Raw genomic sequence first — 25,709 nt, 5'->3', positions numbered from 1 at the left:
AAAGCAGGCCGGAATGAAGGAGCCGCCGGAAAAACCGGCGGCTTTCTTATGTCGCTATAAAAATGCAGATCAGCCGCTTGATGCGTTTTGCCAGGCATCCAGCGCTTCGTTGAAGGCCTTCTCGCCGGGAATACCCTTTTCCATCGTTATCAGCGCGCGCCGACCGGACTTATAGACGATCGGGATATCGATCCAGTCCTGGCGGCGAAGGAGGAGAGTGTTGGTCTCTACTTCCGCCCGGGTGTCGCTCAGCGCAACCAGGAAGAAGCCATCCGCGATCTTTGCTGGAATTCCAAGCAACGGATTGCCAGTGTCCTGCTCCGAACGCTTCAGGGCTATGCGCAGGACATTGTCTATGCCCCCGCCTTCGAAATCGTCCGGCGTCAGGAAGATCATCTCAACGATATGACTCGCCGGAAGGGATTCATCGCCATTGCGCCTTATGGTGAGACGGAGCTGGATATTCTTTCCGGGGATGGTGGCCTCGCCACGGATGGCAGGTTCCGGCGGAAGATCGCCGCCGGGCGATTCCTGAACGAGCGACCAGACGATCGAACCCGTTTCAGCCGATCCCTGCGACGTGCTGGTCCGCTCCTCGTAGAAGATCGCCCGCTGCCCGACGGCAACGCCCTCCTCACCCGCCTCTCCGGTCGTGGCCTCGGGAGCCTGGCCTTCTGCCGTCGGCGCGGGTTCGTTTGCCGTAGTCGGCGACGTGGCGGCAGCGACCGAGCGTCCCTCACCCATGCCAGACGTTCCGCCGGCTGGACCTTCGTCGATCTCTTCGCCGTCAGGCGTCAATCTCTGCGTGAATTTCGATGGCTTCGTCTCTTCGGGTGGCGTTTCCGTCTCGCTGGCCGGTGCGGCGGCTATATCCTGTTCTCCGGAGGATGTCCCCGTGTCATCTCCGGAAGCATCGTCGATCACGACATCGGCTGGCGGCGGCTCGTCAAGGCCGAGCAGAGTGACGAACTCGCTGCGGTTCAACCATACTCCATATGCGACACCGCCAAGAGCCGCCAGCACGACGAGGGCTGCCACAATGCGCCCGATGCCCCTGTTCCGCCGCGGACTTTCGGACGGTATGGGTTGCTGCGCCGGCTCACGCCATTCGCCCTCGAGAGGTTCGTAGCCATCCGATCGCCGATCTTCTTCGGCTTCTACCGCAACGGCCTGGACTTCTTCGGCCTCTTCCTCGGGAAGAGCCGCAGGCTCGTCGAATGCGGGAGAAGGAGCAGCGGCCTCCCGCTTGAGAGGATAGTCATTGCTCTCGAATTCGGCGAATATCCTGTCGAAATCATTGTCTTCATCCGGTGCCGGTAAAGGCTGCGCATAGTCCGCCTCCACCGTGGAAATCGCATCCTCAAGCAGTTTTTTCTGACGCTCTATGACCGCTTGCGGAGGCGGAGGCGTAACGGCGGCGAGTTTGGCGTCGATCGTGGCGCGGGCCTTGTCATAGACCTTCTGGCGCATTTCAGGCGTGTTTTCCTTCAGCCCGTCGATCGTCTTTCTCAAAACTGCAGCGAAATCTGCCATTTCCGATGAACCCGCACTTTTCTACGGCAGCTTGTCCGCGCCGCCTTCGTTTCAACCCGCGAGGCTAGTCTTGAAACGGGTCTGTCACAAGTATCGTGTCTTCACGCTCCGGGCTGGTGGACAGGAGAGCGACCGGCGCACCGATAAGTTCCTCGACGTGACGGACATATTTGACCGCTTGCGCTGGCAGATCGTTCCAGCTTCGCGCTCCGCGCGTCGTATCCTTCCAGCCTTCGAGCGTTTCGTAGATCGGCTCGACCCGCGCCTGGGCGCCCTGGCTTGCCGGCAGATAATCGATCTCCTCGCCGTCCAGCCGATAACCGGTGCAGATCTTTATCTCGTCCAATCCGTCAAGCACATCGAGCTTGGTGAGCGCGATGCCGTCGATGCCGTTGGCGGCTACCGCCTGACGCACGAGTACCGCGTCGAACCAGCCGCAGCGGCGCTTGCGACCGGTCACCGTGCCGAATTCATGTCCTTGGGTGCCGAGAAAATCGCCGATCTCGTTATCCTGCTCCGTCGGGAAAGGTCCTTCGCCGACGCGGGTGGTGTAGGCTTTCGTGATGCCAAGCACATAGCCGATGGTGCCGGGTCCGACCCCCGAACCGGTCGCGGCCTGGCCGGCAACCGTATTCGATGAAGTGACGAACGGATAGGTGCCATGGTCGATGTCGAGCAAGGTGCCCTGGGCTCCTTCGAACAGGATGCGCTGGCCGGAGCGCCGGGCATCGTCGAGCACCTTCCAGACGCGATCCATATAGGGCAGAATCTGGTCCGCCACCGACGTCAGTTCGTCCATGAGCGCCTGATGCGCCACTTCCGGCTGGCCAAGCCCGACACGCAGCGCGTTATGATGGGTCAGGATCCGGTCAACCTTCAGGGGAAGAGTTTCCAAATCCGCCAAATCCATCACCCTGATCGCACGGCGTCCGACCTTGTCCTCATAGGCCGGGCCTATCCCTCGGCGGGTCGTGCCTATTTTCGTTCCGGAGTTGGACGCCGCATCCTCCCGAAAACCGTCCAGTTCACGATGGATGGACAAGATAAGCGCCGTGTTTTCGGCTATTTTCAGGCATTCGGGTGTGACCTCGATACCCTGATCGGCCAGACGCTTCAATTCCGCGACAAAGGCATGCGGATCAAAAACGACGCCATTCCCGATGATGGAGAGCTTGCCCCTGCGCACGACGCCGGACGGCAACAGCGAGAGCTTGTAGCTGACGCCGTCGATAACGAGCGTATGACCGGCATTGTGGCCTCCCTGGAAACGCACCACCACATCGGCGCGTTCAGAGAGCCAGTCGACAATCTTGCCCTTGCCTTCGTCGCCCCATTGCGAGCCGACGACCACCACATTGGCCATATAAATTACCTTTCCAGCGCCGACCGATCCGGCGCATGCTGAAGAACTCAGGCCTCTATACCGTCAGGATTGGCGCTATGCGACCCTTTCTTTGCTCGGAATAGTGCCAATTCCTGTGCATCGCGCGTTTACTCGCAAGGCCGTGAAGTCTATGAGACAGGTCCCGCCATCTCGACCGACATCCCATGCATCGCACCGCCTATCTCCTCCTGCTTCTGACGATGCTCTTTTGGGCCGGCAACGCCATCGCCGGCAAGCTTGCGGTGGGGCACATCTCGCCCATGCTTCTGGTGACGCTGCGCTGGCTCATGGCGGCGATCCTCGCCGCCTGGCTCGCGCGTGCAAAACTGCAACGGGATTGGCCGGCGATACGGTCGAATCTCCCTTTCCTGTTCCTTCTCGGGACAGCAGGATTCACCGGCTTCAACGCCGCCCTCTACAGCGCCTTGAATTTCACCACCGCGATAAATGTCTCGATCGAGCAGGCGGGACTGCCAATGGTGATCTTTCTGGCAAATTTCCTGCTGTTCCGCATGAAGGCGTCCTGGCTTCAGATCCTTGGCGTGCTGCTTACGATACTCGGCATCGGCCTAACGGCCAGCCATGGCGATTTTTCCCGCCTCGCCGGTCTCGATCTGAATTTGGGGGACGCTCTGATGATACTCGCCGTCCTGTCCTATGGCGGTTATTCCGTGGCGCTGCGTTTCAAGCCGGTCATTCACTGGACGACGACGATCCTCGTCCTGTCGATAGCCGCCTTCATCAGCTCCATTCCCTTCGCCGCATGGGAGTATGCCGCCGGAGGCATGATCCTTCCCGACAAGACAGGATGGGCCATCGCGCTTTTTACGGCCATATTTCCCTCCATCCTGGGCCAGGTATTCTATATCTGGGGCAACGAAATGATCGGCAGCAACCGCGCGGGCCTGTTCATCAACCTCGTGCCGATATTCGGCACGCTGCTGTCGATCCTCCTGCTCGGCGAAGCTTTCGAAGCCTTCCATGCCGTGGCCATCGTGCTGGTGCTCGGTGGCATCTGGCTTGCCGAACATAGCGGCCGCAAGCTGGCGGCATAGGCGCGCGGCAGCAACCGCGCGCCCGGTTGATCCGCTCAATTCGCTATGTCGAAGCGAAGCGGCTTGGCGGAAACGATCGCCTCATGGCTGCGCACTTCCTCGAGCACCTTCTCCGGGAAGGGTCCGTCGAGATAGAGAAGCGCGATCGCATCGCCACCAGGCCGGTTGCGGCCAAGCTGGAAATTGGCGATGTTGACGCCATTCCTGCCACAGACCGTGCCCAACAGGCCGATGATCCCCGGCGCATCTGCATTGGTGGTGTAGAGCATGTGCTCGCCCACTTCCGCGTCGAGATTGATGCCCTTGATCTGGATGAAGCGCGGCTTGCCGTCGGAGAAGCAGGTCCCCGCGATGGTGCGCGTCTTCTGCGCGGTCTTTACCGTCAGCTTGATATAGCCGTCGAAAACGCCGGACTTGTCACGCTTCACCTCGGAAAGGATGATGCCGCGCTCCTTGGCCATGATCGGCGCGGAGACCATGTTGACATCGGCGACCTGCGGGCGGATCAGCCCGGCAAGCGTGGCGCTGATAAGCGCGCGGGTGTTCATGGCCGCCGTCGATCCGTCGAACAGTATCTCGACCTCCTTGATCGGCTCGTCGGTCACCTGGCCGACGAAAGCGCCGAGAACTTCCGCCAGCTTGATGAACGGCCTCAGCAGAGGCGCTTCCTCGGCCGAAATGGACGGCATGTTGATGGCATTGGTGACGGCGCCCTTGACCAGATAATCCGACATCTGCTCGGCAATCTGCAGGGCGACATTCTCCTGCGCTTCAGTGGTCGAGGCGCCGAGATGGGGCGTGCAGACCACGTTCGGCATGTTGAATAGCGGGTTCTCCGTGGCCGGCTCGATCTCGAACACGTCGATGCCGGCGCCAGCAACCTTGCCGGATTTGAGTGCCTCGACGAGATCCGCCTCGACGATCAGCCCACCGCGCGCGCAGTTGATGATGCGCACGCCGTCCTTCATCTTGGCGAAGGCTTGCCGATCGATCATGCCGCGCGTCTTGTCGGTCATCGGAGTGTGCAGCGTGATGAAATCGGAGCGCGCGAAAAGCTCGTCCAGTTCGACCTTTTCGACGCCCAGTTCCGAAGCCCGCTTTTCCGAAAGGAAGGGGTCGAAGGCGATCACATGCATTTTCAGGCCGATGCCGCGCATTGCCACGACCGACCCGATATTTCCGCAGCCGATCACACCGAGCGTCTTGCCTGTGATCTCGACACCCATGAAGCGGTTCTTTTCCCACTTTCCGGCATGGGTGGACGTATTGGCCTCCGGTATCTGCCGGGCTACGGCGAAGAGCAGGGCTATCGCATGCTCGGCCGTGGTGATCGAATTGCCGAAGGGCGTATTCATCACGATGATGCCCTTGCGGGAAGCTGCCGGTATGTCGACATTGTCAACGCCGATGCCGGCGCGGCCTATCACCTTGAGATTGGTGGCGGCATTGATCAGCTTTTCCGTCACCTTGGTGGCGGAGCGGATGGCCAGGCCGTCATATTGGTCGATGACGGCAAGAAGCTTTTCCTTGTCCTTGCCGAGATCGGGTTGATAGTCGACCTCGACCCCACGCTGCCTGAAGATGTCTACGGCGGTGGGCGAAAGCTTGTCGGAAACGAGAACACGAGGCATTTGTGTGGTCCTTGTCATTGACCTGCCCTTCCTAAAGGCAGGGTGGTCGCGCAGTAATTGAAAACCGGGAATTGATCGGGGAGGAGAAATCGGATCTGGCCGCCTTATTCCACCCCGAAGCGTGGCGTCAGCCTTCCGAACGGAGATGCGGATCAGGCAGCGGCTTTCAGTGCAGCTTTCTGCCTTGCAAAAGCCCAGTCGAGCCAGGGCATGAGCGCCTCGAGATCCGACGCCTCGACAGTCGCGCCGGCCCAGATCCGAAGACCGGGAGGCGCGTCACGATAGGCGCCGATGTCGAAGGCAACGCCCTCCTTGTCGAGAAGCAACACCATGCCCTTTGCGAAGACGGCCTGCGCCTCCGCATCGAGAGCCTGGAATTCCGGATCGACGATCGAAAGACAGACGGAGGTGTTCGAGCGCGTCTCCGGCTGCTCGGCCAGATGCGCGGCCCAGGCACTGGCCGCAACAAAGCGGTCTATGACAGCGAAATTGGCGTCCGCGCGGGTAATGAGAGCGTCAAGTCCGCCGATCGACTTCGCCCATTCAAGCGCGTCAAGATAATCCTCGACACAGAGCAGGGAGGGCGTGTTGATCGTCTCGCCCTTGAAGATGCCTTCGATCAGCTTGCCGCCCTTGGTCATGCGGAAGATCTTCGGCAGCGGCCATGCGGGCGTGTAGGTCTCGAGCCGCTCGACCGCACGCGGTCCGAGGATCAGCATGCCATGGGCCGCCTCGCCGCCAAGCACCTTCTGCCAGGAGAAGGTGACGACATCGAGCTTTTCGAAATCGAGGCGCTGGGCGAAAGCCGCCGAGGTGGCGTCACAGATGGTGAGACCCTTGCGGTCGGCCGGAATGAAATCCGCGTTCGGCACCCGTACGCCCGAGGTTGTGCCGTTCCAGGTGAACACCACATCATGGTCGAAATCGATCTGCGAGAGATCGGGGAGCTTGCCGTATTCGGCCTCGATCTTGCGGACGTCGGGCAGCTTGAGCTGCTTGATCACATCGGTCACCCAGCCCAAGCCGAAGCTTTCCCAGGCGACCATGTCGACGCCGCGCGCGCCAAGCAGCGACCATAACGTCATCTCCACCGCACCGGTGTCGGACGCGGGCACGATGCCGATGCGATGGGTTTCGGGAACCTGCAGGACCTCGCGGGTGAGATCGATCGCGCGAGCAAGCTTCGACTTGCCGATCTTGGCACGGTGCGACCGGCCGAGAGCAGCGTCGCGAAGCGCCTCCAGTGACCAGCCGGGGCGTTTGGCACAAGGACCTGAGGAGAAATTGGGATTGGCCGGACGGAGTCCGGGTGCGTCGAGAGTCGTCATAGTGGTCTATCCTTCCAGATAGCAAGCCCCTCGGTGGGGAGGGGTGGCCCACGGACGGCGATATGCGTTTGCGCTCATGGCGTCAAGAGGAATTTCGATGCCGCTCCGAGAACAGGCGCATCATGCCGCCACGGAAACAAAACGGCGGGCCATGGGGCCCGCCGTCGGAAATCCGGTTGTAGCCGCGCCTACCAGATTTCGTAGCGCAGGCCGACCCTCACCTGATGGAAGTCGACCCCCTCTCTGACACTCAAGGTATCGGTGTCGACATATTCCGTCTGCGGCGAGTTCAGATATTGATATCCGAGGTCGACGGACAGATTTTTCGTCAGCTGGTAATTCACGCCCGCGCTGAGGCCATAGGCGAGACGATATTGATCATCGTCATAGAAACTGGTCCCGCCGATATCGACTTGCTGCTTGCTGTAGAGAAGCCCCACGCCTGCTCCGACATAGGGCGTAAAGCCGGCCACCGTGCCGAGATCCAGATAGGTGTTGAACATCCCCGTCCACATGTCGTTGGTGGCCTCGGCGGCTCCCCCGCCGAGTTCATAACGATCCCGTCCCAGAAAACCGATATTGATGTCGCTGCGCAGCAAATCGGTGAAATGATAGCCGGCACCGACCGAACCTCCGATGCGGATGTTGTCGGTCTCTTCGCCAAGGAGCATGAAGTCATAAACGGGACGGTCGACATTATAGGTAAGGTCGCCGCGCAGATACCAGCCGGATCCGACTTCCTCCGGAACATATTCCGGCATTTCATCGACGTCGATGGGCGGATCGTAGTCGGCCGCCGCCGCAAAGGCCGGCGCGAGAGCGCAAACTGCAAGAGAAATGAGAAGCCAATTGGGGCGCATGATCCGTGCTCCGATATACGCGACCGGAGTCCTTAATGCCTGCTCCGCCGCCTGCAACGCAGTGTTAACCATAGTGGTTAAGCCACGGTTAAGGATAACGATCGGTTAACAGGCATCTTCCAACAGCCGAAATATAGCCGCCCAAAGCCTGGGCACCCGGCGGCGGCCGCATCTGATGGAATTTACGAAATCAGTTGAGGCGCCGCGTATATCGGATGTGATGCCGTGAAAAATCCGATCCTCGAATCGAGGCCGTCATTCGGGCGAGACCGGACTGAAATTGCAGGCTGTATCGCCTGCGGCTTTTATGCAGCCGTTTTGGTGCTGGTGGCTATGACGCCGATAATATCCTCGACCACCCGCTCGACCAGCCCGAGATCGTCGGCCTCCGCCATGACGCGGATCAGCGGTTCCGTGCCGGACGGACGGATGACCAGCCGGCCCTTCTCTCCCAGACGGGAACGGGCATCCGCGATGATGGCCTTGACCGGCTCGCTTTCGAGTGGCTTGCCGCCGGAGAAATGAACGTTCTTCAGTACCTGCGGCACCGGCTCGAACCGCCGGCAGACTTCGCTCGCCGGGCGATTCATGCGCTTGATCGCTGCGAGGACCTGCAAGGCACAAACAAGCCCGTCGCCCGTGGTCGAAAAGTCCGACAGCACGACATGGCCGGACTGTTCACCGCCGACATTGAGGCCATGGGCGCGCATGTGTTCGACGACATAGCGGTCGCCCACCTTGGTACGATGCAGCGCCAGGCCCTGATCCCCAAGGAACCGCTCGAGTCCGAGATTGGACATGACCGTGGCAACGATGCCCCCACCGGCCAGACGACCGTTTTCGAGCCAGGTCTGGGCGATCAGCGCCATGATCTGATCGCCGTCGATGATCGTGCCATTCTCATCGACCATCACGACGCGGTCGGCATCGCCATCGAGCGCGATGCCGATATCGGCGCGGACCTCATGGACCTTCTTGGCAAGGCTCAACGGATGGGTGGACCCGCAATCCTGGTTGATATTCATGCCATTGGGTTCGGCATGTATCGTAACCACCTCGGCGCCCAGTTCCCAAAGCGCCGCCGGGGCGACCTTGTAGGCTGCGCCATTGGCACAATCGACAACCACCCTCAGGCCGGAAAGGGACATGGAGCGCGGCAATGTACGCTTGGCGAATTCGATATAACGGTCGTGCACGCCGTCAATGCGCTTGGCGCGCCCGAGCGCTTCGGCATCGGCAAGCGCCATCTCCACTTCCTGGTCGAGCATCGTTTCGATGCGCGACTCGATCTCATCGGAGAGCTTGTAGCCGTCAGGGCCGAAAAGCTTGATTCCATTGTCGTGGTAGGGGTTGTGCGAGGCTGAGATCATGACGCCGATATCGGCGCGCAGAGAGCGCACCAGCATGGCGACCGCCGGCGTCGGGATCGGGCCGAGCAGGAATACATCCATTCCCGCCGCGCAAAAACCGGAAACCAGCGCATTCTCGATCATATAACCGGAAAGGCGGGTATCCTTGCCAAGGACCACCCGGTGGCGATGACTTCCATTCTGGAAGGAAAGCCCGGCAGCCATGCCGACCTTCATCGCCACTTCGGCAGTCATCGGAAACTTGTTGGCCCGTCCCCGGATCCCGTCCGTTCCGAAATATCGTCTCGACATATTACGCTGTCGTCCCCAGCTTCGTTTGTTCTTTTTCACGCTGTAACGACCCTTCGTGCATATTTGCCATAAATTTAGGCATGGCCGATATCACATTGTGTAAGGAATCGTAACTTAACGACACGAACTTAACAATTTCTACTGATTTTCCAGAGGCAGCTATTCAACTCTTGCTGCCGCCACTCGTTGTCTTGCATCGATCCGCCAAACAAAACGCCGCGAAACCACAAGGTTCCGCAGCGTCTTGCGAACTTTGGACTCGTTCAACCTTGTGGTTGCGGCTCCATACCGGCATCAGGCTCCTCGCCACCCTTCTTGCCCGGCTTGCGGGCGCCGGCCTTCGGCACGGTCGAGCCGCGGGTCGGCGGCGTGTCGTCACCGAGATCGCGGGCCGGCTTCTCGCCCTTGACGATAGCCTTGATTTCATCGCCGGAAAGCGTCTCATATTCCAGCAGGCCTTCCGCGATCGCAACCCAGCCCTTCTTCTGCTTGGTCAGGATCTCGCGAGCCGTAGTATAAGCCTCGTCGATGAGGCGGCGCACTTCGTCGTCGATCTTCTGCTGCGTCTCTTCCGACATGTTCTGCTGGCGGGTAACGGAATGGCCGAGGAATACCTCTTCCTGGTTCTCGCCATAGGCTACCTGGCCAAGCTTGTCGGAGAAGCCCCAGCGCGTGACCATCGCACGGGCAAGCTTGGTCGCCTGCTCGATGTCGGAGGCCGCACCCGAGGTGATATTCTCCTTGCCGAATTTCAACTCTTCGGCCACACGCCCACCCATCATGATGGCAAGGCGCGAGATCATCCACTTATAGCTCATGGAGTAGCGGTCGCCCTCGGGCAGCTGCATGACCATGCCGAGCGCGCGCCCGCGCGGAATGATGGTCGCCTTGTGGACCGGATCGGCCGAGGGAACGTTGAGCGCCACGATCGCATGCCCCGCTTCGTGATAGGCGGTCAGCTCCTTCTCTTCCTGGGTCATGGCATGCGAGCGCCGCTCCGCGCCCATCATGACCTTGTCCTTGGCGTCTTCGAATTCCTGCATGGTAACGAGGCGCTTGTTGCGTCGCGCGGCCATCAGCGCGGCCTCGTTCACGAGATTGGCAAGATCGGCGCCGGAAAAGCCGGGCGTGCCCCGCGCGACGACCTTGAGATCGACATTGGGCGCCAGCGGCACGTTGCGGGCATGCACCTTGAGGATCTTCTCGCGGCCGGCGATATCCGGGTTCGGCACCACGACCTGACGGTCGAAACGTCCCGGTCGAAGAAGCGCGGGATCGAGCACGTCCGGACGGTTTGTCGCCGCGATCAGGATGATGCCTTCATTAGCCTCGAAGCCGTCCATCTCGACGAGCAACTGGTTCAGTGTCTGCTCCCGCTCGTCATTGCCGCCGCCAAGACCAGCACCACGATGACGGCCGACGGCATCGATCTCGTCGATGAAGATGATGCAGGGTGCGTTCTTCTTGGCCTGGTCGAACATGTCGCGCACGCGCGAGGCGCCGACGCCGACGAACATCTCGACGAAATCGGAACCCGAAATGGTGAAGAACGGCACATTTGCCTCGCCCGCGATCGCACGGGCAAGCAGCGTCTTGCCGGTTCCTGGAGGGCCGACGAGCAGGACGCCGCGCGGAATCTTGCCGCCAAGGCGCTGGAACTTCTGCGGATCGCGCAGGAATTCGACGATCTCTTCCAGATCCTCCTTGGCCTCATCGACGCCGGCGACGTCCTGGAAGGTGACGCGGCCATGTGCCTCCGTCAGGAGCTTGGCCTTAGACTTGCCGAAACCCATTGCGCGGCCTGACCCGGACTGCATCTGGCGCATGAAGAAAATCCACACGCCAAGAATCAGGATCATTGGCAGCCAGGAAATCAGATAGCCGAAAATGGAGTTGGAGCCATCGGTCTCAGGCCGGGCATTGATCGTCACACCGTGACTCTCGAGCCGTTCGACCAGCGATGAATCGCCGGGCGAATAGGTCTGGAAGGGCGTGCTGTTGTCGGAATAGGTTCCGGAAATCCGGCTACCCGTAATGGTCACCGAATTGACACGGCCCGAGGAGAGTTCCTGCAGGAACTGCGAATAGGGAATTTCGCGCGTGGCGCCACGCTGTTGCGGTGCCTGGAAGAGATTGAACAGCGCGATCAAAAGGACAGCGATGATCGCCCACAGCGCCAGATTGCGATAATTCGGATTCATATAGGTTCCGTAGGTGCGACAGACAGGCTCGGGCCCGTCAACGATGGTTTTGTCTAACATAGGGAGCCTGCGCACCCTTGCCAAGCGCAACACTGCCGATGGGTTAAGCAATCAGGCAGGCGTGACTTTTACCTCTCATTGTGGCTCGCAAATGGCAATACCGGCAGCGGCTCAATATCCAGAAGCGACGCCACTGCCTTCGCCGGCGCGAAATCGAAGCTTGGCAGGTAGCGCTGCCATGGTCCAAGGGCCGGCGTGACGGTCAGATCCGGCATTTCGCGCGCCAAACCCAGGTATTTCCCGCCCTTCCAAAGGGCCGGCTCGGCAGCCAAGACGCCTCGAAACACAGATGAGGGGAGATTCGCCGGCATATCGAAGGATTGTGCATTGCCGATGCCAAGCGGGCCCACGGAAATGCCGGCTGCCCCCTTGCCATACAGAAGGTATCGTCCGTCCCATACCAAGGGCGCGTCTCCAAGTGGATTGAAGGGCAGATCACGGCTCTCGCGATGGAAGTAGAACCCCTTCTTCGAAGCCCGCACGACTGTCCGCGACAAAGTGGCGCGTAGCGGGGGCTGCCTGATCTTGTCGAGCAGGGCCGCTGTTCTGGCGTCATCAGGCAAATGCTCACGACCGCCCACCACTGCAAGCAGGATGCGAAGAGCGTAACGCGTGGCATCCCGGTCGCAGGAAAGGAATCCGTCATCCAAGCGTACAAGCCCTGGTAACGGGCATTCGGCGTGACGGACAATGACTTCAGCGGCATTCCGACCCAAAAGCTCGCGATCGGCTGCTGCCCGCCGGCTGTGCTCCACGGCTTGCCGAAACCGTTCTATATCCATGGCAATACGCGTACGGGCCCGCTCGTAGCGTTCATCGCGGTTCGTCGGATCCTCGATCCATGTCACGCCCGCCTGCTTCAAATAGGCGCGAAGGGCGCTGCGTCTGATATTAAGCAGTGGCCGCGCGAACCAGATGCGGCCGTCGAACAGGGTAGCGAGCGCTATGCCGGCAGCACCCCGTCCGGAACCGCGCGAAGCGCGCATTGTAACCGTCTCGGCCTGGTCGTCCTGTGTGTGGCCGGTGAAGACCAGATCCGTTCCGGCCGCTGCAGCAGCCTCCGCCAGGAGCCGATGCCTCGCCTCGCGCGCGGCGGCGGAAATGCCTGTCGATGGCTTCGGCCCCCTCCAGACCGCGATCTGGTGGTCGATGTCACAGGCGGCGCAGAATGCGGCAACGGTTTTCGCTTCCCCGGCAGAGCCTGGACGCAAAGCATGGTCCACGGTCACGGCAAGAAGACGGGGCGACGCCGAATGCCGGCGCAGAAAGACATGGAGAAGGACAAGAAGGGCGAGAGAATCGCTACCGCCCGAAACGGCGGCTATGACGCAGTCACGTCCGGAGAGGCGGAAGTCCTGGAAGATCGCATCAGGATCGGGGAGCGAAACGTCGCTCAGCACCCGGCAAGCGCCTGTTCCTGTTTCACGCGCTCTTTGAGCGCGGACGAAGCGCTTGGATAGCGCTGGCCAAGTTCGACATAGGTCGCGCATGCAACATCGCGCTGGTTCAGCGCTGCGAGCGAGATGCCGAGTTTCAGCATCATATCCGGACCTTTCTTTGAATCGGGAAAATCCCGGCTCGCCCGCAGGAATACTTCGGCCGCATCTCTGTAGCGGTCCTGCCCGAGCAGTGCCTCTCCAAGCCAGAAATGTGCGTCCGCGACGCGATCATCGCTTGGAAAGCGCTCGATATAATCCCGGAAACCGGCTTCCGCCGTACTGTAGTCACCCGAAAGGATGAACTCATAGGAATTCCGGTAGAGCTCCTCGGGATTGTCTGTCGAAGGCAAGGCAGCGACAGTCGTGCCGTCGGCCGCAGGCTGATCGGAGCTTCCCTGCAGCAGACCGCCGGAACCGCCCCCGACGACATTGCCATTTGCATCGAAGGTGATCGTGCCGAGCTCGCGCGGCGGGACGCCCAACTGGGGCTGTTCCCCGGCCGGGGCCGATCTTGCGACGTCGTTCGTCGTCGGAGCTTCTGCTCTGGCCGGCGTCTCAGGGCTCGGCGCCTCCGTACGCGGCGATCCCCCTTCGGTCGAAGCGGGAGCCGACGCGCCGCCGCCCCCTCCGCCTTCAAGCTGCTGGAAGCGGAATTCGTTGTCCTCCTGCATCCTGCGAATCTGGTCCTGCATCTGCAGGATCTGGAAATTCAACTCCTCAACGCGCCCGTTCAACTGGCGCATCTGTTCTTCTATGCCGGTAATGCGCGGATCTTGTTGTGCAAGGGCCGGCCCGGCCAACAGGACGGACAGCGCCAGCGCGCTGCCAAGCAATCTTCGGATATTCATCCCCAAAAACTCGCTCTCGATTGTATTCCCCGGGGCCGTAACCGCCCCCTGCCTGGGTTTTTATCAGGCCGCGAGACTTCGGCCAAATTTTGATTTCCCGCAACCAAGTAAAAAAGGCGGCCCCGAGGACCGCCTTTTTTGAACCGACATGGGCCAGCACTCAGCTTCCGGCGCCGTTCAGCACAGTGACTGCACGCCTGTTCTGCGACCAGCAGGAGATATCGTCGCAAACGGCCACGGGACGCTCCTTGCCATAGGAGATCGTCCTGATGCGATTGGCGGCAACGCCTTGCGAAACCAGGAAGTCGCGCGTCGCGGCAGCACGGCGCGCGCCAAGCGCCAGGTTGTATTCGCGCGTTCCTCGTTCGTCGGCATGGCCTTCGATGGTGATAGAATAGGACGAATACTTGTTCAGCCACTGCGCCTGACGGGCAAGCGTGGCCTGAGCATCCGACCGGATAGCGGATGAGTCGGTGTCAAAGAAGATGCGATCGCCGATGCTGACGGTGAACTCCTGCTGGGAACCAGGGGCTGCCGCGCCGGCGCCGGCACCAAGGCCGAGATCGGCTGCGTTGTTCGGAACCTTCCTGGATGCACAGCCGGCGATGACCAGCGTGGTGAAAAGCGCGATGACAACCGGATTTGTGGTCAGTGATGCGATACGGCGCATTGCCGCCTCTCCTTCGCATTTGAATGGAATCGTTGAGTGATCAGTAACCATGTCGCGGTTAACAGACGCTCAACAAACTGCATTAAATTTCCTTTATCCGCTACGGTGTCCCCGATCCACGAATCTTCCGCAGCAGACGCAGGTCACCCTAGGTCCAATTGCGGCGGAAACGCGGCCTGTCACTCCAACAGGGGCGACCAGGCCGGATCGGAAGCAAAGTTCGGCGTCGGTATCTGCTGTTCATTGCGGCCCGTCAGGTCGATCGAATAGAGACGCGGCCCGCCGGCGCCTGCGGCCTGACGGAAGAACATGATCACCCTTCCATTGGGCGCCCAGGTCGGCCCTTCCTGCAGAAAGCCGGTCGACAGGATGCGCTCGCCCGAACCGTCAGTGCGCATGACCCCGATCTGGAAATCGCCTGCCGTCTGCTTGGTGAAGGCGATGAGGTCGCCGCGCGGCGACCAGACCGGCGTCGAATAGCTGCCTTCGCCAAAGGAGATGCGTTGTGGATTGGAGCCATCCGCACCCATCACATAGATCTGCGGCCGTCCGCCACGATCCGAGGTGAACACGATCTTGTTGCCATCCGGAGAAAAGGAGGGGGAGGTGTCGATGGAATTTGAGTTGGTCAGCCGCGTGGTATTGCGACTGCGCAGGTCCATGGAGAAGATGTTCGAGTTACCGTCGTCCCTGAGCAGACTCATGACGACCCTTTGCCCATCCGGCGAGAAGCGTGGCGCGAAAGTCATTCCGGGGAAATTGCCGACAAGTTCGCGCTGACCGGTCTCCAGTTGCAGGAGATAGACCTGCGGCTGGCCGCCTTCATAGGACATATAGGTGATTTCCTGCCGGGTCGGCGAGAAACGAGGCGTCATCACGATAGCCCGGCCGTCGGAAAGATACCGATGATTGGCCCCGTCCTGATCCATGATCGCCAGCCGCTTGACGCGCTGATTCTTTGCGCCGGATTCGTCGATATAGACGATGCGGGTATCGAAATAGCCCTTCTCGCCGGTCAGGCGCTCGTAGATCGTATCCGCGATGATATGTGCGATGCGCCGCCAATTGGCCTCGGTCGCGAAAAACTGTTCACCGACGAGCTGCTGGCCGGCGAATGTGTCCCAGAGACGGAATTCGGCGCGCAGCCGCCCATCCGCTTCCCGGGTGACGCGTCCTGTGACCAGCGCCTGCGCGTTGATGACTTTCCAGTCCTCGAAGCGGGGAGCGACATCTGGATTCGATATCTTCTCGATGAAGGCGCCCTTCTCGATCGGAGCAAAAAGGCCGGAGCGCCTCAGATCGGCTTCAACAACGCCTGAAATCTCCGCGCCCTTGCCATCGCCGGAGATGAAATCCGTTACCGCGATCGGCAGCGGCTCGACGATACCCTTGTTGACATCGATCTCGACGAGCGCGCGGGCCGGCAAGGTCGCGACACAAAATGCGCCGGCCAGTGCCCCGATCAGCAGAATCGCTCTCAAAATTGTCTTCATCAGCCTTTGCCTCTCGAAATTCTCAGGGAACCGATGCCCGTCAGAACATATCGCTGGGGTCGAAATGGACGATGACATCGGCCCAGGCATCGTATTTTTCGGTGGGTAGGTTGTAGGGTGCGCATTGCAGGATGGCGCGGCGGGCCGATTCCGCAGCAGCCCTTTCGACAGTAGATCCGCTGCCGCCCGCTATGATCTGCGGAGCGCCTTGAACGGCACCGCTCGGATCAAGCTTGAACTGGACGGAGACCTTGAGATTCTCCGCATCAAGGGCTCCGGCGGGAACATTCCAGCAGCGCTGGATCTGACCGCGCAACGCATCCATCTCGCTTTGTGACAGCTTCTCTCCGCTTGTGGTACGTTCGCCGCCGAGCGCAGCTTCCTCCGTCGAACGCTTCGCGCCGCCACCAGATGCCTTCTGCTTGTTGAGCAGCGCGGCCACATCGTCCAGGAGATCGTCTTTCTTTTCCGATTCCGGCCTCGCCGCGGCCTGCTTGCGCGCCGGTTCTTCCGCCTTCTTGCGCTCCGGCGCCTTGGCCGTCTGCGCCTTGGGCGGCTGCGGACGGGCCTGCGGGACAGGCGCAGTCTTCGGCAGCTTGACGCTTTCTGCCTCCGCATCTTCCGCTACGATCGTTTCGGCCGCCGGATCGGGCTCTACTTCCTGTTTCGGCTGGGGTTCGGGAGTGACCTCGGTCGCAGGTACGGGCACAGGCTCGGCTTTTGCCTCCTGCGGCTCCGGCTCGGGCCGCTCGGCCGGTTTCGGGGCAGGCTTCTCGGAAGGCGGTGGTGTCGAAGCCGTCTCCACCGGCTTCGGTTTGGCTTCGGGCGTCGGAGGTGGTTTCAGATCGACATCATTGTCGCCGACCTTGGCGGCGTTCTCGACGGGATCGGGCCTCTTGGTCGGGGTCGGAGCAGGTTTCTCGGCGGCAGGCGCCTTCTTGTCGCCCTCCTGGATCTGAGTGATGGATTCCACGGGCACGATGTCGACCGGCAATGCCTCGATATCGGCCACCTCATAGGCGCGCGGCGCCGACAGCGAGAACAGGCCGAAGCCGATCAGCGCTGCATGCAAGGTAGCCGATGCAATGAGACCGGTCTTCATTCCCGATCAGTCGTCCTGTTCCTGCAGGGTAACCAGTCCAAGATTGCGATAGCCGGCAGCAGAAATCCTCGCCATCACCCTCATTACCGTGCCGTAATCGGCCGATTTGTCGCCGCGCACATAGATGCGCTCGTCATAGCCGGAACGCGAAATCGCCTCGAGCTTCGGAACCACCTCATCGATGGGGATCTCGGTCTCCTGGAGATAGATCTGGCCGGCATTGTTGACGGAGACAGTAATCGGCTGGGTCTCGGAATTGAGCGCCTTGGCTTGCGTTTCGGGCAGGTCGATGGGCACGCCCACGGTCAACAGCGGAGCCGCCACCATGAAGATGATGAGCAGCACCAGCATCACGTCGACAAAGGGCGTGACATTGATATCCGATATCAGTCCGTGATGACGCCCGCGCCGCCTGTGACCGCGCCCGCCGCGTCCGCCGGTTGACCCGACTGCCATTCCCATGCCGCTTGCTCCTACGCCCGTTTATGCCTTGCCGGCGACCTTCTCATCGATTTGCCGCGAGAGTATGGCGGAGAACTCGTCCGCGAAGCCTTCCATGCGAAGCCCCAGCTTACCGGCGTCCGACGACAGCTTGTTGTAAGCGATGACGGCCGGGATCGCCGCGAGCAGGCCGATGGCAGTCGCCAGCAGCGCCTCCGCGATGCCGGGCGCGACAACGGCCAGATTCGTGGATTTCGAGCCGGCAATCGCCTGGAAGGACGTCATGATGCCGACCACCGTGCCGAACAGGCCGATGAAGGGCGCGGAGGAGCCGATCGAGGCCAGAAAGCCGAGCCGGCCTTCCAGCCGCTCCATCTCCCGCGTCAATGCCAGATCCATCGCCTTGTCGATGCGCGTCTGAAGGCCGATGGGCGAGCGGGCACCCTTTTCGAAGCTCTTTTTCCATTCGCGCATGGCAGCCACGAATATCGAGCCCATGCCGGTGGTCTTGCGGTCTGATAGCGTACGGTAGAGCTCTTCCAGGGATTGACCCGACCAGAATATCTGCTCGAAGCGGTTGAGCGCGGCGCGCATACGGGCATAGGCGATCAGCTTGTCTATGATGATGGCCCACGACCAGATCGAGGCCGCCAGAAGACCTATCATGACCAGCTTGACCACCCACCCGGCCTGCCAGAACAGCGCCCAGATCGACAATTCACCACCAGGAGCGGCGAGTGTTAGACTTTCCATGAATTCACGTCCTCATCGTCGGAATGGCAACACGCCGGACCGCGGCTTTCGCTCGAATGCCGTCAACTCTTGAACCGAACAGTCTCGGCAGCATTCCCCGTCACGTGCACCGCCGGCCTTTTTCCGGCGAAATTTGGTAAAAGGAAGGCGTGCGGATTCCGCCCGATTTCTCATCTCCGATGTTAATGGAGCGTTATGGTTAATTAACCGTTAGGAACAAGGCTCTTCGGCAAATTCCTGCCGTCAGTTCTTCGGGGAAAATGCTGCCACCCATTCCGCCGGAAAGCGGCGAGGCCGACCGGAGCTGCCGATGATGGCGGCCTCCACCTTCGCCTCGACGAGCAGATCTTCGCCGCGCCTGATCTCCTGCGCCATATGGATGCGAGCGCCTGAAATCTTCTCCGTTCGCGTATCGATCGTCAGGATGTCGTCAATCCTGGCCGGAGCACGGAAATCGATTTCCATGCGCTTGACCACCCAGACCAGCTTCTCACCATGGATCCCGTCGGCAAGTTCCGTGTGATGGACTCCGGCCAAACGCAGGAAATCGGAGCGGCCGCGCTCGAAGAATTCCAGGTAGCGCGCATGATAGACGACACCGGAAAAATCCGTGTCGGCGAAGTAGACGCGCGCCGTCAGCCGGTGTCCGAAGGGCGTCAGAACGCCTGCGAGGCCCGTCGTTTCGTCAGCATTTCCATTTCCGGCCATAGACTATGCCCCATCAGTTCCGCATCGGCTGCGCCGCGCATAGGCCCTTGCGATTGGCAAGGGCAGCTTATTCCTCTTCCTGGAAAAGATTGATCTGCGACTGCGCCAAATCCTTCGGCGCTTCGAGGCCCAGATGCTTCCAGGCTTTTGCGGCAAGCACGCGCCCGCGCGGCGTGCGCTGGATGAAGCCCTGCTGGATGAGATATGGCTCGATGATGTCCTCGATCGCATCGCGTGGTTCGGACAGTCCGGCGGCGATCGTTTCTATGCCGACGGGGCCGCCGCCGAAATTATGGGCGATCATGGCGAGATATCTGCGGTCGAGCTGATCGAGGCCGAGGGTATCAACCTCCAGCCGGGAAAGCGCCTGATCGGCCACTTCGCGCGATACGCTTTCGACACCGGAGACGGCTGCAAAGTCGCGCACGCGCCGCAGAAGCCTGCCGGCTATACGCGGCGTCCCCCGCGCCCGTCGGGCGATCTCCGTGGCACCATCGGGAGCGAGCGGCAGACCGAGAATGCGCGCGCCGCGCCTCACGATCGTCTCCAGTTCCTCCACCGTATAGAAGTCGAGCCGGATCGGTATGCCGAAACGGTCGCGCAATGGTGTGGTCAGAAGGCCCAGCCGGGTAGTCGCCGCCACGAGGGTGAATTTGGCAAGGTCGATCTTGACTGACCGCGCCGCCGGGCCTTCGCCTATGATGAGGTCGAGCTGGTAATCCTCCATGGCGGGATAAAGGATCTCCTCCACCGCCGGATTGAGGCGATGGATTTCATCGATAAAAAGAACGTCCCGCTCTTCGAGGTTGGTGAGAAGTGCCGCCAGATCGCCGGCCTTGGCGATGACAGGACCGGAGGTGGCACGGAAATTCACGCCGAGTTCGCGCGCCACGATCTGCGCCAGGGTCGTCTTGCCCAAACCCGGAGGACCGACGAACAGGACATGGTCGAGCGCCTCGCCGCGGCCCCGTGCCGCCTCGACGAAAACCTTGAGATTGGCGCGTGCCGCCGCCTGTCCGACAAAGTCGTCGATCGTCTGCGGGCGCATGGTGGCGTCGACATCCTCGCCACGCTTCTCGGCCGATATGATGCGCTGGGCCTCGCTCATGTGAGAAGTTCCATGGAGGGGTTTCTCTTGGCCGCTCTTTTGTCGAAAGTGACAGTCCGCTCACAGCCCGCTTTTTCGCATGACCAGGCAATCAGGTGATCGGCAATATCCGACAACGACGGATCGGCATTCTCCAGGATCTCCGCCAGCCGACCACCATGCTCAAAATTGAGCTCGGGACTGGTCATCATCCTGCGAAGAGCATCAAGCAGGGTCGACCGCGAATAGCCGAACCGTCGCCCCAGTACCCAAAGAGACTCTATCAGCACCACGGCACTCACGAATGCCGGGTCGGCACCGGTCCGTTGTGCGAAGAACTCGCCGACCGCCTGAGCCTGCCTGCCATCGTCGGCGACCAGCAATCGGACTAGCACGTTGGTATCGACACCTATCATTCGTTTCGGTCGCGCCATTCACGCATTACACGCGCATCGTCTTCGGCTGCGGCGTCAGCAGCAGCGTCATTGATAGCCTGATCGAGTTCCTCGTTTGTCAATCTCACGCCGTTGGGAGGCGGACCCAATATACCCATCAAATCGGCCGCCCTCAGATTGCGGGCCCTTACCCAGGTCCTCCCGTCCTCTTCAACAAATTCTACTCTGTCGCCGGGCTTGAGCCCGAACCGATCACGAAGCTCTTTAGGCAAAGTGATCTGACCTTTGGCGGTTATCGTCGCGATCGCGCCCATTCCTTACCTTCCTCTATACTCCTTACTTACCGATCTAGTAAGGAGTATGGCTGCTATCAAGCTCACCGCGCCAGTTCCTTCAAGCCGAGCCGGATCAGCTTGGCCGATTCCGCTCCCTCGCCTGCTTCCTTGAGCGCCGCAGCCACGGCGTTGGCGGCGACATCGCGCGAATAGCCGAGATTAACGAGCGCGGAAACCGCATCGGAAACAGGCGCCGGAGCAACGCCCTCGCCGAGTTCCTGCTTCAGTCCGATTCCAGCCGCCCCATCGCCGGCCAATGCGGGTGCCTTGTTGCGCAATTCGGTGACGATACGCTCCGCGACCTTCCTGCCGACGCCCGGCGCCCGCGCGATCATGGCTGTGTCCCTCAATGCGATGGCATTGGCGAGTTCCGGTGCGGCCAATGTGGACAATATGGCCAGCGCCACCTTCGCGCCGACGCCCTGCACATTGTTCTGAAGCAAGCGAAACCATTCCCGCTCCAGAGCCGTCTGAAAGCCATAAAGCCGGATCATGTCCTCACGAACATAGGTTTCGATGAAGAGCGTCACGGCAGTACCTATGCCGCCCAGAGCCGACAAGGTCCGCGCGGGACAATAGGCGACATAGCCCACGCCTCCGACATCGATCACGCAATAGTCCTCGCCGATCTCGTCAACCAGTCCCTTGAGCTTGCCGATCACCAGGATGCCTCATGCGCAGTTACCCGCGAATGGTGTAGGGAATTTCCGCCTCCGGAACAAGCCAAGAACAAATCCCTTCACGGCACCGCAGCCAGACGGGCATTCAAACTGCGGTCATGATGAGCATGACAAATGGCGATCGCCAGCGCATCGGCGGCATCGTCCGTATCGAAGGTAGCTTTCGGCAGCAGGACCTTGACCATCATGTTGATCTGTTTCTTGTCACCGTGCCCGACGCCGATAACCGCCTTTTTCACGGCGTTCGGGGCATATTCGGCAACTTGCAGACCGGCAAGCGCCGGCACCAGCATCGCTATGCCGCGGGCCTGGCCAAGCTTCAGCGTCGCGGCGGCGTCCCGGTTCACGAATGTAGCCTCGACAGCCGCTTCCTGCGGCATATGCAGATGAAGGACGGAGGCAAGCCCGTCGTGAAGCTGGCAGAGCCGCGAAGCAAGCGCCGCCTTGTCATCCGAGCGTATCGTGCCGGCGGCGACGAAGCGCAGGGAATTGCCGAAGCTGTCGATTATCCCCCAGCCGGTGCGCCTCAAACCGGGATCGATGCCGATGATGCGAATCGGAACACTCATGGCATCATTCTACTCTCTGACGATGCCATTGACACCGAACTGCCAGGACCAATCGACATTCAGGTTTCGGGCATGTGCCTCAACCGCGGCCAAAGGCCGTCTTCAGGAGCGTGATCTGATCAGAAACCGGATTGGTGCTGGAAAAGTCCTGGCGGGCCGCCTTCTGGTCTCCGTAGATCTCCTCGTCCATCCGTCTGACCAGCGACTGCAACCGCAACGAACGACCGACAAGGGTGCGGAAAGCCTGGGGCAATTCCTCCCAGCCAGGCACGTCCTCCTGTGCCGAGGCGGTATCCAGCCTTACTTTCGACTTCTCCGCCGCCACCTGCTCGCGGGTCATTTCGCCGGAATTCGCCGCCCGCTGAAGCAGCAGCCAGGAGGCGATCTGCATCAGCCTTGTCGTCAACCGCATGGATTCGGCTGCGTAAAGCGTGGCGGCAACGCGCGACAGATGCTTGGCGGCGATGCGCCCCTCGCCGTCGAGATATTCCGCAGCCTCCTCGACCAGCGTCATGCCGTCATTGTAGAGGGGCTTGAACAGCCGGGAAAAAACCCGGCGCTCGGCCAGCTTGATCGTTTCAGCGCTATCCGCGCCCGATTCCTTCATTCCGCTCGCCCTGCTGATCCTGTCGCCCTAGCCTGCCCTTCAGGGGGCCATTTCATATTCAGTTCGTCTGTTCCGGGGATCGGAAAATGCAACTTGTCCCAAGTTAAGGCAAGCACATGCTTAACAAAAGGTTAACGTCCTCGAAGGGCAAAAAAAGAGCCGCGAAGGCGGCTCTCAGGAGTTAACAGGGAGGCGTCAAACAGAATGGCTCCAGCCACTCGGTAAGAATCCAGATCACTGGATGAATTGGAGTAAACCCCCGTAAAGCTTAACAAGCCGTTAATCCCTGCAATGAATCTAAAACTTTATCGACGGCAGGCGGATTCGCGGCGCTTGTCATAGGTTTCTGGCCCTGTCGCGCAGGACGAATTTCTGGATCTTTCCGGTGGAGGTCTTCGGGATTTCCGCGAAAATAACCTGTTTGGGGCATTTGAAGCGGGCAAGCAGCCCGCGGCAATGCTCGATAAGCTCCGCTTCCGTCGCCGATTTGCCGGGCTTCAGTTCCACATAGGCGACGGGAGTCTCGCCCCATTTCTCGTCCTGTTTGGCCACGACAGCACAGGCTCCGATGGCCGGATGTTTGTAGAGCGCCTCCTCCACCTCGATGGAGGAAATGTTCTCTCCGCCCGATATGATGATGTCCTTGGAGCGGTCCTTGAGCTGGATGTAGCCATCCGGATGCATCACGCCGAGGTCGCCGGAATGGAACCAGCCGCCGGCAAACGCCTCGTCGGTGGCTTTTCTGTTCTTCAGGTAACCCTTCATGACGATATTGCCGCGGAACATGACCTCGCCGATGGTTTCGCCGTCCGGCGGCGTCCGCTCCATGGTCCTCGGGTCCATAACGGTGAGATCCTCGAGCGCCGCATAGCGCACGCCCTGGCGAGCCTTCTTCGTCGCCTGGCCCTCCTTGGTAAGAGCGTCCCAGTCCGCATGCCACTCATTGACGACGGCGGGACCGTAGGTTTCCGTCAGTCCGTAGAGATGCGTCACCGAGAAACCGGCATCCGCCATGCCCGAAAGCACCGTCTCCGGCGGCGGCGCAGCGGCCGTGTTGAAGGTGACGGTCTGCGGAAACTCCCGCCTATCCTCGTCGGAAGCATTGATCAGGGCCGACATGACGACGGGCGCACCACACAAATGTGTCACGCCGTGATCGGCGATCGCGTCGTATATCGCCTTGGCGCGCACCCAGCGCAGACAGACATGCGTGCCGGCCTGCAGCGCCAGCGTCCAAGGGAAGCACCAGCCGTTGCAATGAAACATCGGCAGCGTCCAAAGATAGACGCAGTGCTTGCCCAGTCCTGCATGCACCGTATTGGCATAGGCCATGAGGGCAGCGCCACGATGATGGTAGACAACCCCCTTCGGGTTGCCCGTCGTGCCGGAAGTGTAGTTCAGCGCTATGGCATCCCATTCGTCGTCCGGCATGGACCAGGCGCCGTCGGGATCGCCCTTGGCGAGAAACGCTTCATAGTCGATCGAACCGATCGCTTCCCCTTTTGGATAGGGCGCATCGACCGGATATTCGGGGTCGTCATAATCGATGACGAGCGGCCTGACCTTGGCCTGCGCGAGCGCCTCCTTCACCACGCCGGAAAATTCCCGGTCGACGATCAGCACCTTGGTATCGGCATGATCGAGCTGGAAAGCGATAATCACCGCGTCAAGTCGCGTATTGAGCGAATGCAGAACGGCCTTGGTCATCGGAACGCCGAAATGCGCCTCGAGCATGGGCGGCGTATTGGACAGCATCACCGTCACCGTATCGCCCTTGCCGATGCCCTCCCCCGTGAGCGCCGAGGCGAGCCGGCGCGCACGCCGCCAGAACTCCCTGTAGCTCACCTTCATTTCCCCGTGGATGATGGCCGCATGATCCGGATAGACCTTCGCGGCGCGCTCCAGGAAGGAGAGCGGCGAGAGCGGCTGGTAATTGGCCGTGTTCTTGTCGAGATCCTGTTCGTAAGGGTTGGTCACTGACATCCTCCAGAATTCGGCCATCTTTAAGCACAAGCCTCGGCGATCGTCACCAGCCCCAGATGTCGGATATGCCGTCCGAGATCAGTTTCAGGGAAATGACCAATATCATTGCATACATGAAAGGATAGAAGACCGTCGGCCGCATCCGCTTCACGATCCATGCACCGGCAAGGGTGGCCGCAGGAGCAATGGGGACCAGGACGAACGACGCGGTGAGATTCGCCCTGTCGAACTGCCCAAGCAGGAAATAGGGAACGAGCTTCACCGCATTGACGATCGCGAAATATATCACGCTGGTGCCGGTATAGATCTTCGGATCCTGCTTCAACAGCAAGGCATAGATCTGATAGGGCGGACCGCCGGCATGGGCGACGAAGCTCGCGAAGCCCGAAATAACGCCCCAGAAGACTCCGACGACTGGCCGGTGCGGTGTGATCTTTTCGCCTCCGCCGAATTTCTGCACGGCCCAGCGCAGGAAGAACAGGAAAGTGATGATACCAACAATGAGCCGCACCATGCCGGCCGTCACCACCGCTGCCGTCAGCCATCCGATGGCAATGCCTATCATGGCTCCAGGCAGCATGATCCGCAGCGTCCTGGCGTCGCGGTAGCCGCGCCATGCCCAGAGTGAAGCCATATCCATGACGATCAGGATCGGCAGCAGGATGGCCGCTGCCTGCACCGGCTGCACCACCAGGGAGATCAGCGGCACGCCTAGCAGCGCCATCGCACCGCCAAAACCGCCTTTGGACAGACCGACAAGAATGACGGCCGGAATTGCGGCAGCGTAGAAGAACGGATCGGTGAGCAGAGACGTCATGCGGAATATGCCTTTCGCGCACCGCTTAGCTCTTCGCGGCGGCATTGGCGAGAGGCCTTTGTGGAATCG

General features: G+C 60.7%; 24 protein-coding genes. 1 reads left to right on the top strand and 23 read right to left on the bottom strand.

All coding sequences use genetic code 11. The features are described 5' to 3' along the window. Positions 1-69: 69 nt before the first annotated feature. Together L598_RS06880 and L598_RS06875 are read right to left on the bottom strand one after the other, a co-directional pair. Positions 70-1,533, bottom strand: a complete 1,464-nt coding sequence (locus tag L598_RS06880) for a hypothetical protein (RefSeq protein ID WP_144861230.1) — start codon at positions 1,531-1,533, stop codon at positions 70-72. Between the two features lie 64 nt (positions 1,534-1,597). Next, positions 1,598-2,896 (bottom strand): adenylosuccinate synthase, encoded by a 1,299-nt coding sequence (locus tag L598_RS06875; RefSeq protein ID WP_144861229.1) that lies wholly within the window; start codon positions 2,894-2,896, stop codon positions 1,598-1,600. A gap of 185 nt (positions 2,897-3,081) precedes the next feature. Between L598_RS06875 and L598_RS06870 the strand changes: the two genes are divergently transcribed. Continuing rightward, a complete protein-coding gene (locus L598_RS06870) occupies positions 3,082-3,972 on the top strand; it encodes a DMT family transporter (RefSeq protein WP_144861228.1) in 891 nt (296 codons plus the stop codon). Positions 3,973-4,007: 35 nt separating this feature from the next. Here L598_RS06870 and serA read toward each other — a convergent pair whose 3' ends face one another. The 21 genes from serA to L598_RS06765 all read right to left on the bottom strand — a co-directional run bounded on the left by serA (position 4,008) and on the right by L598_RS06765 (position 25,640). Then, positions 4,008-5,603: a phosphoglycerate dehydrogenase gene (gene serA, locus L598_RS06865; RefSeq protein WP_144861227.1), complete on the bottom strand. Its 1,596-nt coding sequence runs from the start codon at positions 5,601-5,603 to the stop codon at positions 4,008-4,010. Positions 5,604-5,755: 152 nt separating this feature from the next. Continuing rightward, positions 5,756-6,931 (bottom strand): phosphoserine transaminase, encoded by a 1,176-nt coding sequence (locus L598_RS06860; RefSeq protein ID WP_144861226.1) that lies wholly within the window; start codon positions 6,929-6,931, stop codon positions 5,756-5,758. Between the two features lie 188 nt (positions 6,932-7,119). Then, complete coding sequence (locus L598_RS06855; protein ID WP_144861225.1) at positions 7,120-7,791, bottom strand: outer membrane protein; 672 nt, start codon at positions 7,789-7,791, stop codon at positions 7,120-7,122. Between the two features lie 305 nt (positions 7,792-8,096). Beyond that, a complete protein-coding gene (glmM, locus tag L598_RS06850; RefSeq protein WP_144861224.1) occupies positions 8,097-9,452 on the bottom strand; it encodes a phosphoglucosamine mutase in 1,356 nt (451 codons plus the stop codon). Positions 9,453-9,715: 263 nt separating this feature from the next. Then, entirely contained in the window at positions 9,716-11,653 is a 1,938-nt protein-coding gene (ftsH, locus tag L598_RS06845) for an ATP-dependent zinc metalloprotease FtsH (RefSeq protein WP_144861302.1), read from the bottom strand. Positions 11,654-11,781: 128 nt separating this feature from the next. Continuing rightward, the gene (gene tilS, locus L598_RS06840) at positions 11,782-13,113 is read right to left on the bottom strand and encodes a tRNA lysidine(34) synthetase TilS (protein ID WP_246658654.1); all 1,332 of its coding nucleotides are present in this window, start codon (positions 13,111-13,113) and stop codon (positions 11,782-11,784) included. After that, positions 13,107-14,000: a tol-pal system protein YbgF gene (ybgF, locus tag L598_RS06835; protein ID WP_144861222.1), complete on the bottom strand. Its 894-nt coding sequence runs from the start codon at positions 13,998-14,000 to the stop codon at positions 13,107-13,109. Before ybgF ends, tilS begins: the two co-directional genes overlap by 7 nt. A 160-nt stretch (positions 14,001-14,160) precedes the next feature. Next, the gene (gene pal, locus L598_RS06830) at positions 14,161-14,670 is read right to left on the bottom strand and encodes a peptidoglycan-associated lipoprotein Pal (RefSeq protein WP_144861221.1); all 510 of its coding nucleotides are present in this window, start codon (positions 14,668-14,670) and stop codon (positions 14,161-14,163) included. A gap of 179 nt (positions 14,671-14,849) precedes the next feature. After that, the gene (gene tolB, locus L598_RS06825; protein WP_144861220.1) at positions 14,850-16,163 is read right to left on the bottom strand and encodes a Tol-Pal system beta propeller repeat protein TolB; all 1,314 of its coding nucleotides are present in this window, start codon (positions 16,161-16,163) and stop codon (positions 14,850-14,852) included. A 40-nt stretch (positions 16,164-16,203) separates the two neighbouring features. Further along, positions 16,204-17,265, bottom strand: coding sequence for a hypothetical protein (locus L598_RS06820; RefSeq protein WP_144861219.1), 1,062 nt, complete (start codon positions 17,263-17,265; stop codon positions 16,204-16,206). 6 nt (positions 17,266-17,271) lie between these two features. Further along, positions 17,272-17,727, bottom strand: a complete 456-nt coding sequence (tolR, locus tag L598_RS06815; protein ID WP_144861218.1) for a protein TolR — start codon at positions 17,725-17,727, stop codon at positions 17,272-17,274. Between the two features lie 21 nt (positions 17,728-17,748). Continuing rightward, positions 17,749-18,459, bottom strand: a complete 711-nt coding sequence (gene tolQ, locus L598_RS06810) for a protein TolQ (RefSeq protein WP_144861217.1) — start codon at positions 18,457-18,459, stop codon at positions 17,749-17,751. A 243-nt stretch (positions 18,460-18,702) separates the two neighbouring features. After that, positions 18,703-19,167 (bottom strand): tol-pal system-associated acyl-CoA thioesterase, encoded by a 465-nt coding sequence (gene ybgC / locus L598_RS06805; RefSeq protein WP_144861216.1) that lies wholly within the window; start codon positions 19,165-19,167, stop codon positions 18,703-18,705. A gap of 67 nt (positions 19,168-19,234) precedes the next feature. Beyond that, positions 19,235-20,275 (bottom strand): Holliday junction branch migration DNA helicase RuvB, encoded by a 1,041-nt coding sequence (gene ruvB, locus L598_RS06800; RefSeq protein ID WP_144861215.1) that lies wholly within the window; start codon positions 20,273-20,275, stop codon positions 19,235-19,237. Continuing rightward, positions 20,272-20,670, bottom strand: coding sequence for a type II toxin-antitoxin system VapC family toxin (locus L598_RS06795; RefSeq protein WP_186444946.1), 399 nt, complete (start codon positions 20,668-20,670; stop codon positions 20,272-20,274). Before L598_RS06795 ends, ruvB begins: the two co-directional genes overlap by 4 nt. Further along, entirely contained in the window at positions 20,667-20,963 is a 297-nt protein-coding gene (locus tag L598_RS06790; RefSeq protein WP_144861213.1) for an AbrB/MazE/SpoVT family DNA-binding domain-containing protein, read from the bottom strand. The genes L598_RS06795 and L598_RS06790 overlap by 4 nt, the downstream gene beginning before the upstream one ends. Before the next feature lie 62 nt (positions 20,964-21,025). Then, the gene (ruvA, locus tag L598_RS06785) at positions 21,026-21,646 is read right to left on the bottom strand and encodes a Holliday junction branch migration protein RuvA (protein ID WP_144861212.1); all 621 of its coding nucleotides are present in this window, start codon (positions 21,644-21,646) and stop codon (positions 21,026-21,028) included. A gap of 77 nt (positions 21,647-21,723) precedes the next feature. Then, positions 21,724-22,233 carry a crossover junction endodeoxyribonuclease RuvC gene (gene ruvC, locus L598_RS06780; protein ID WP_144861211.1) on the bottom strand — a complete coding sequence of 170 codons (510 nt, stop codon included), beginning with the start codon at positions 22,231-22,233 and terminating at the stop codon, positions 21,724-21,726. A 79-nt stretch (positions 22,234-22,312) separates the two neighbouring features. After that, on the bottom strand, positions 22,313-22,840 hold the full coding sequence (locus L598_RS06775; RefSeq protein WP_144861210.1) for a DUF1465 family protein: 528 nt from the start codon (positions 22,838-22,840) through the stop codon (positions 22,313-22,315). A gap of 336 nt (positions 22,841-23,176) precedes the next feature. Beyond that, entirely contained in the window at positions 23,177-24,817 is a 1,641-nt protein-coding gene (locus L598_RS06770; protein ID WP_144861209.1) for an acyl-CoA synthetase, read from the bottom strand. A 49-nt stretch (positions 24,818-24,866) separates the two neighbouring features. Further along, positions 24,867-25,640: a sulfite exporter TauE/SafE family protein gene (locus L598_RS06765; protein ID WP_144861208.1), complete on the bottom strand. Its 774-nt coding sequence runs from the start codon at positions 25,638-25,640 to the stop codon at positions 24,867-24,869. Between the last annotated feature and the right edge of the window lie 69 nt (positions 25,641-25,709).

The sequence above is a fragment of the Mesorhizobium sp. J18 genome (assembly GCF_007829525.1).
GTDB lineage: Bacteria > Pseudomonadota > Alphaproteobacteria > Rhizobiales > Rhizobiaceae > VLJP01.
This window is presented reverse-complemented; position numbering and strand designations above follow the sequence as displayed.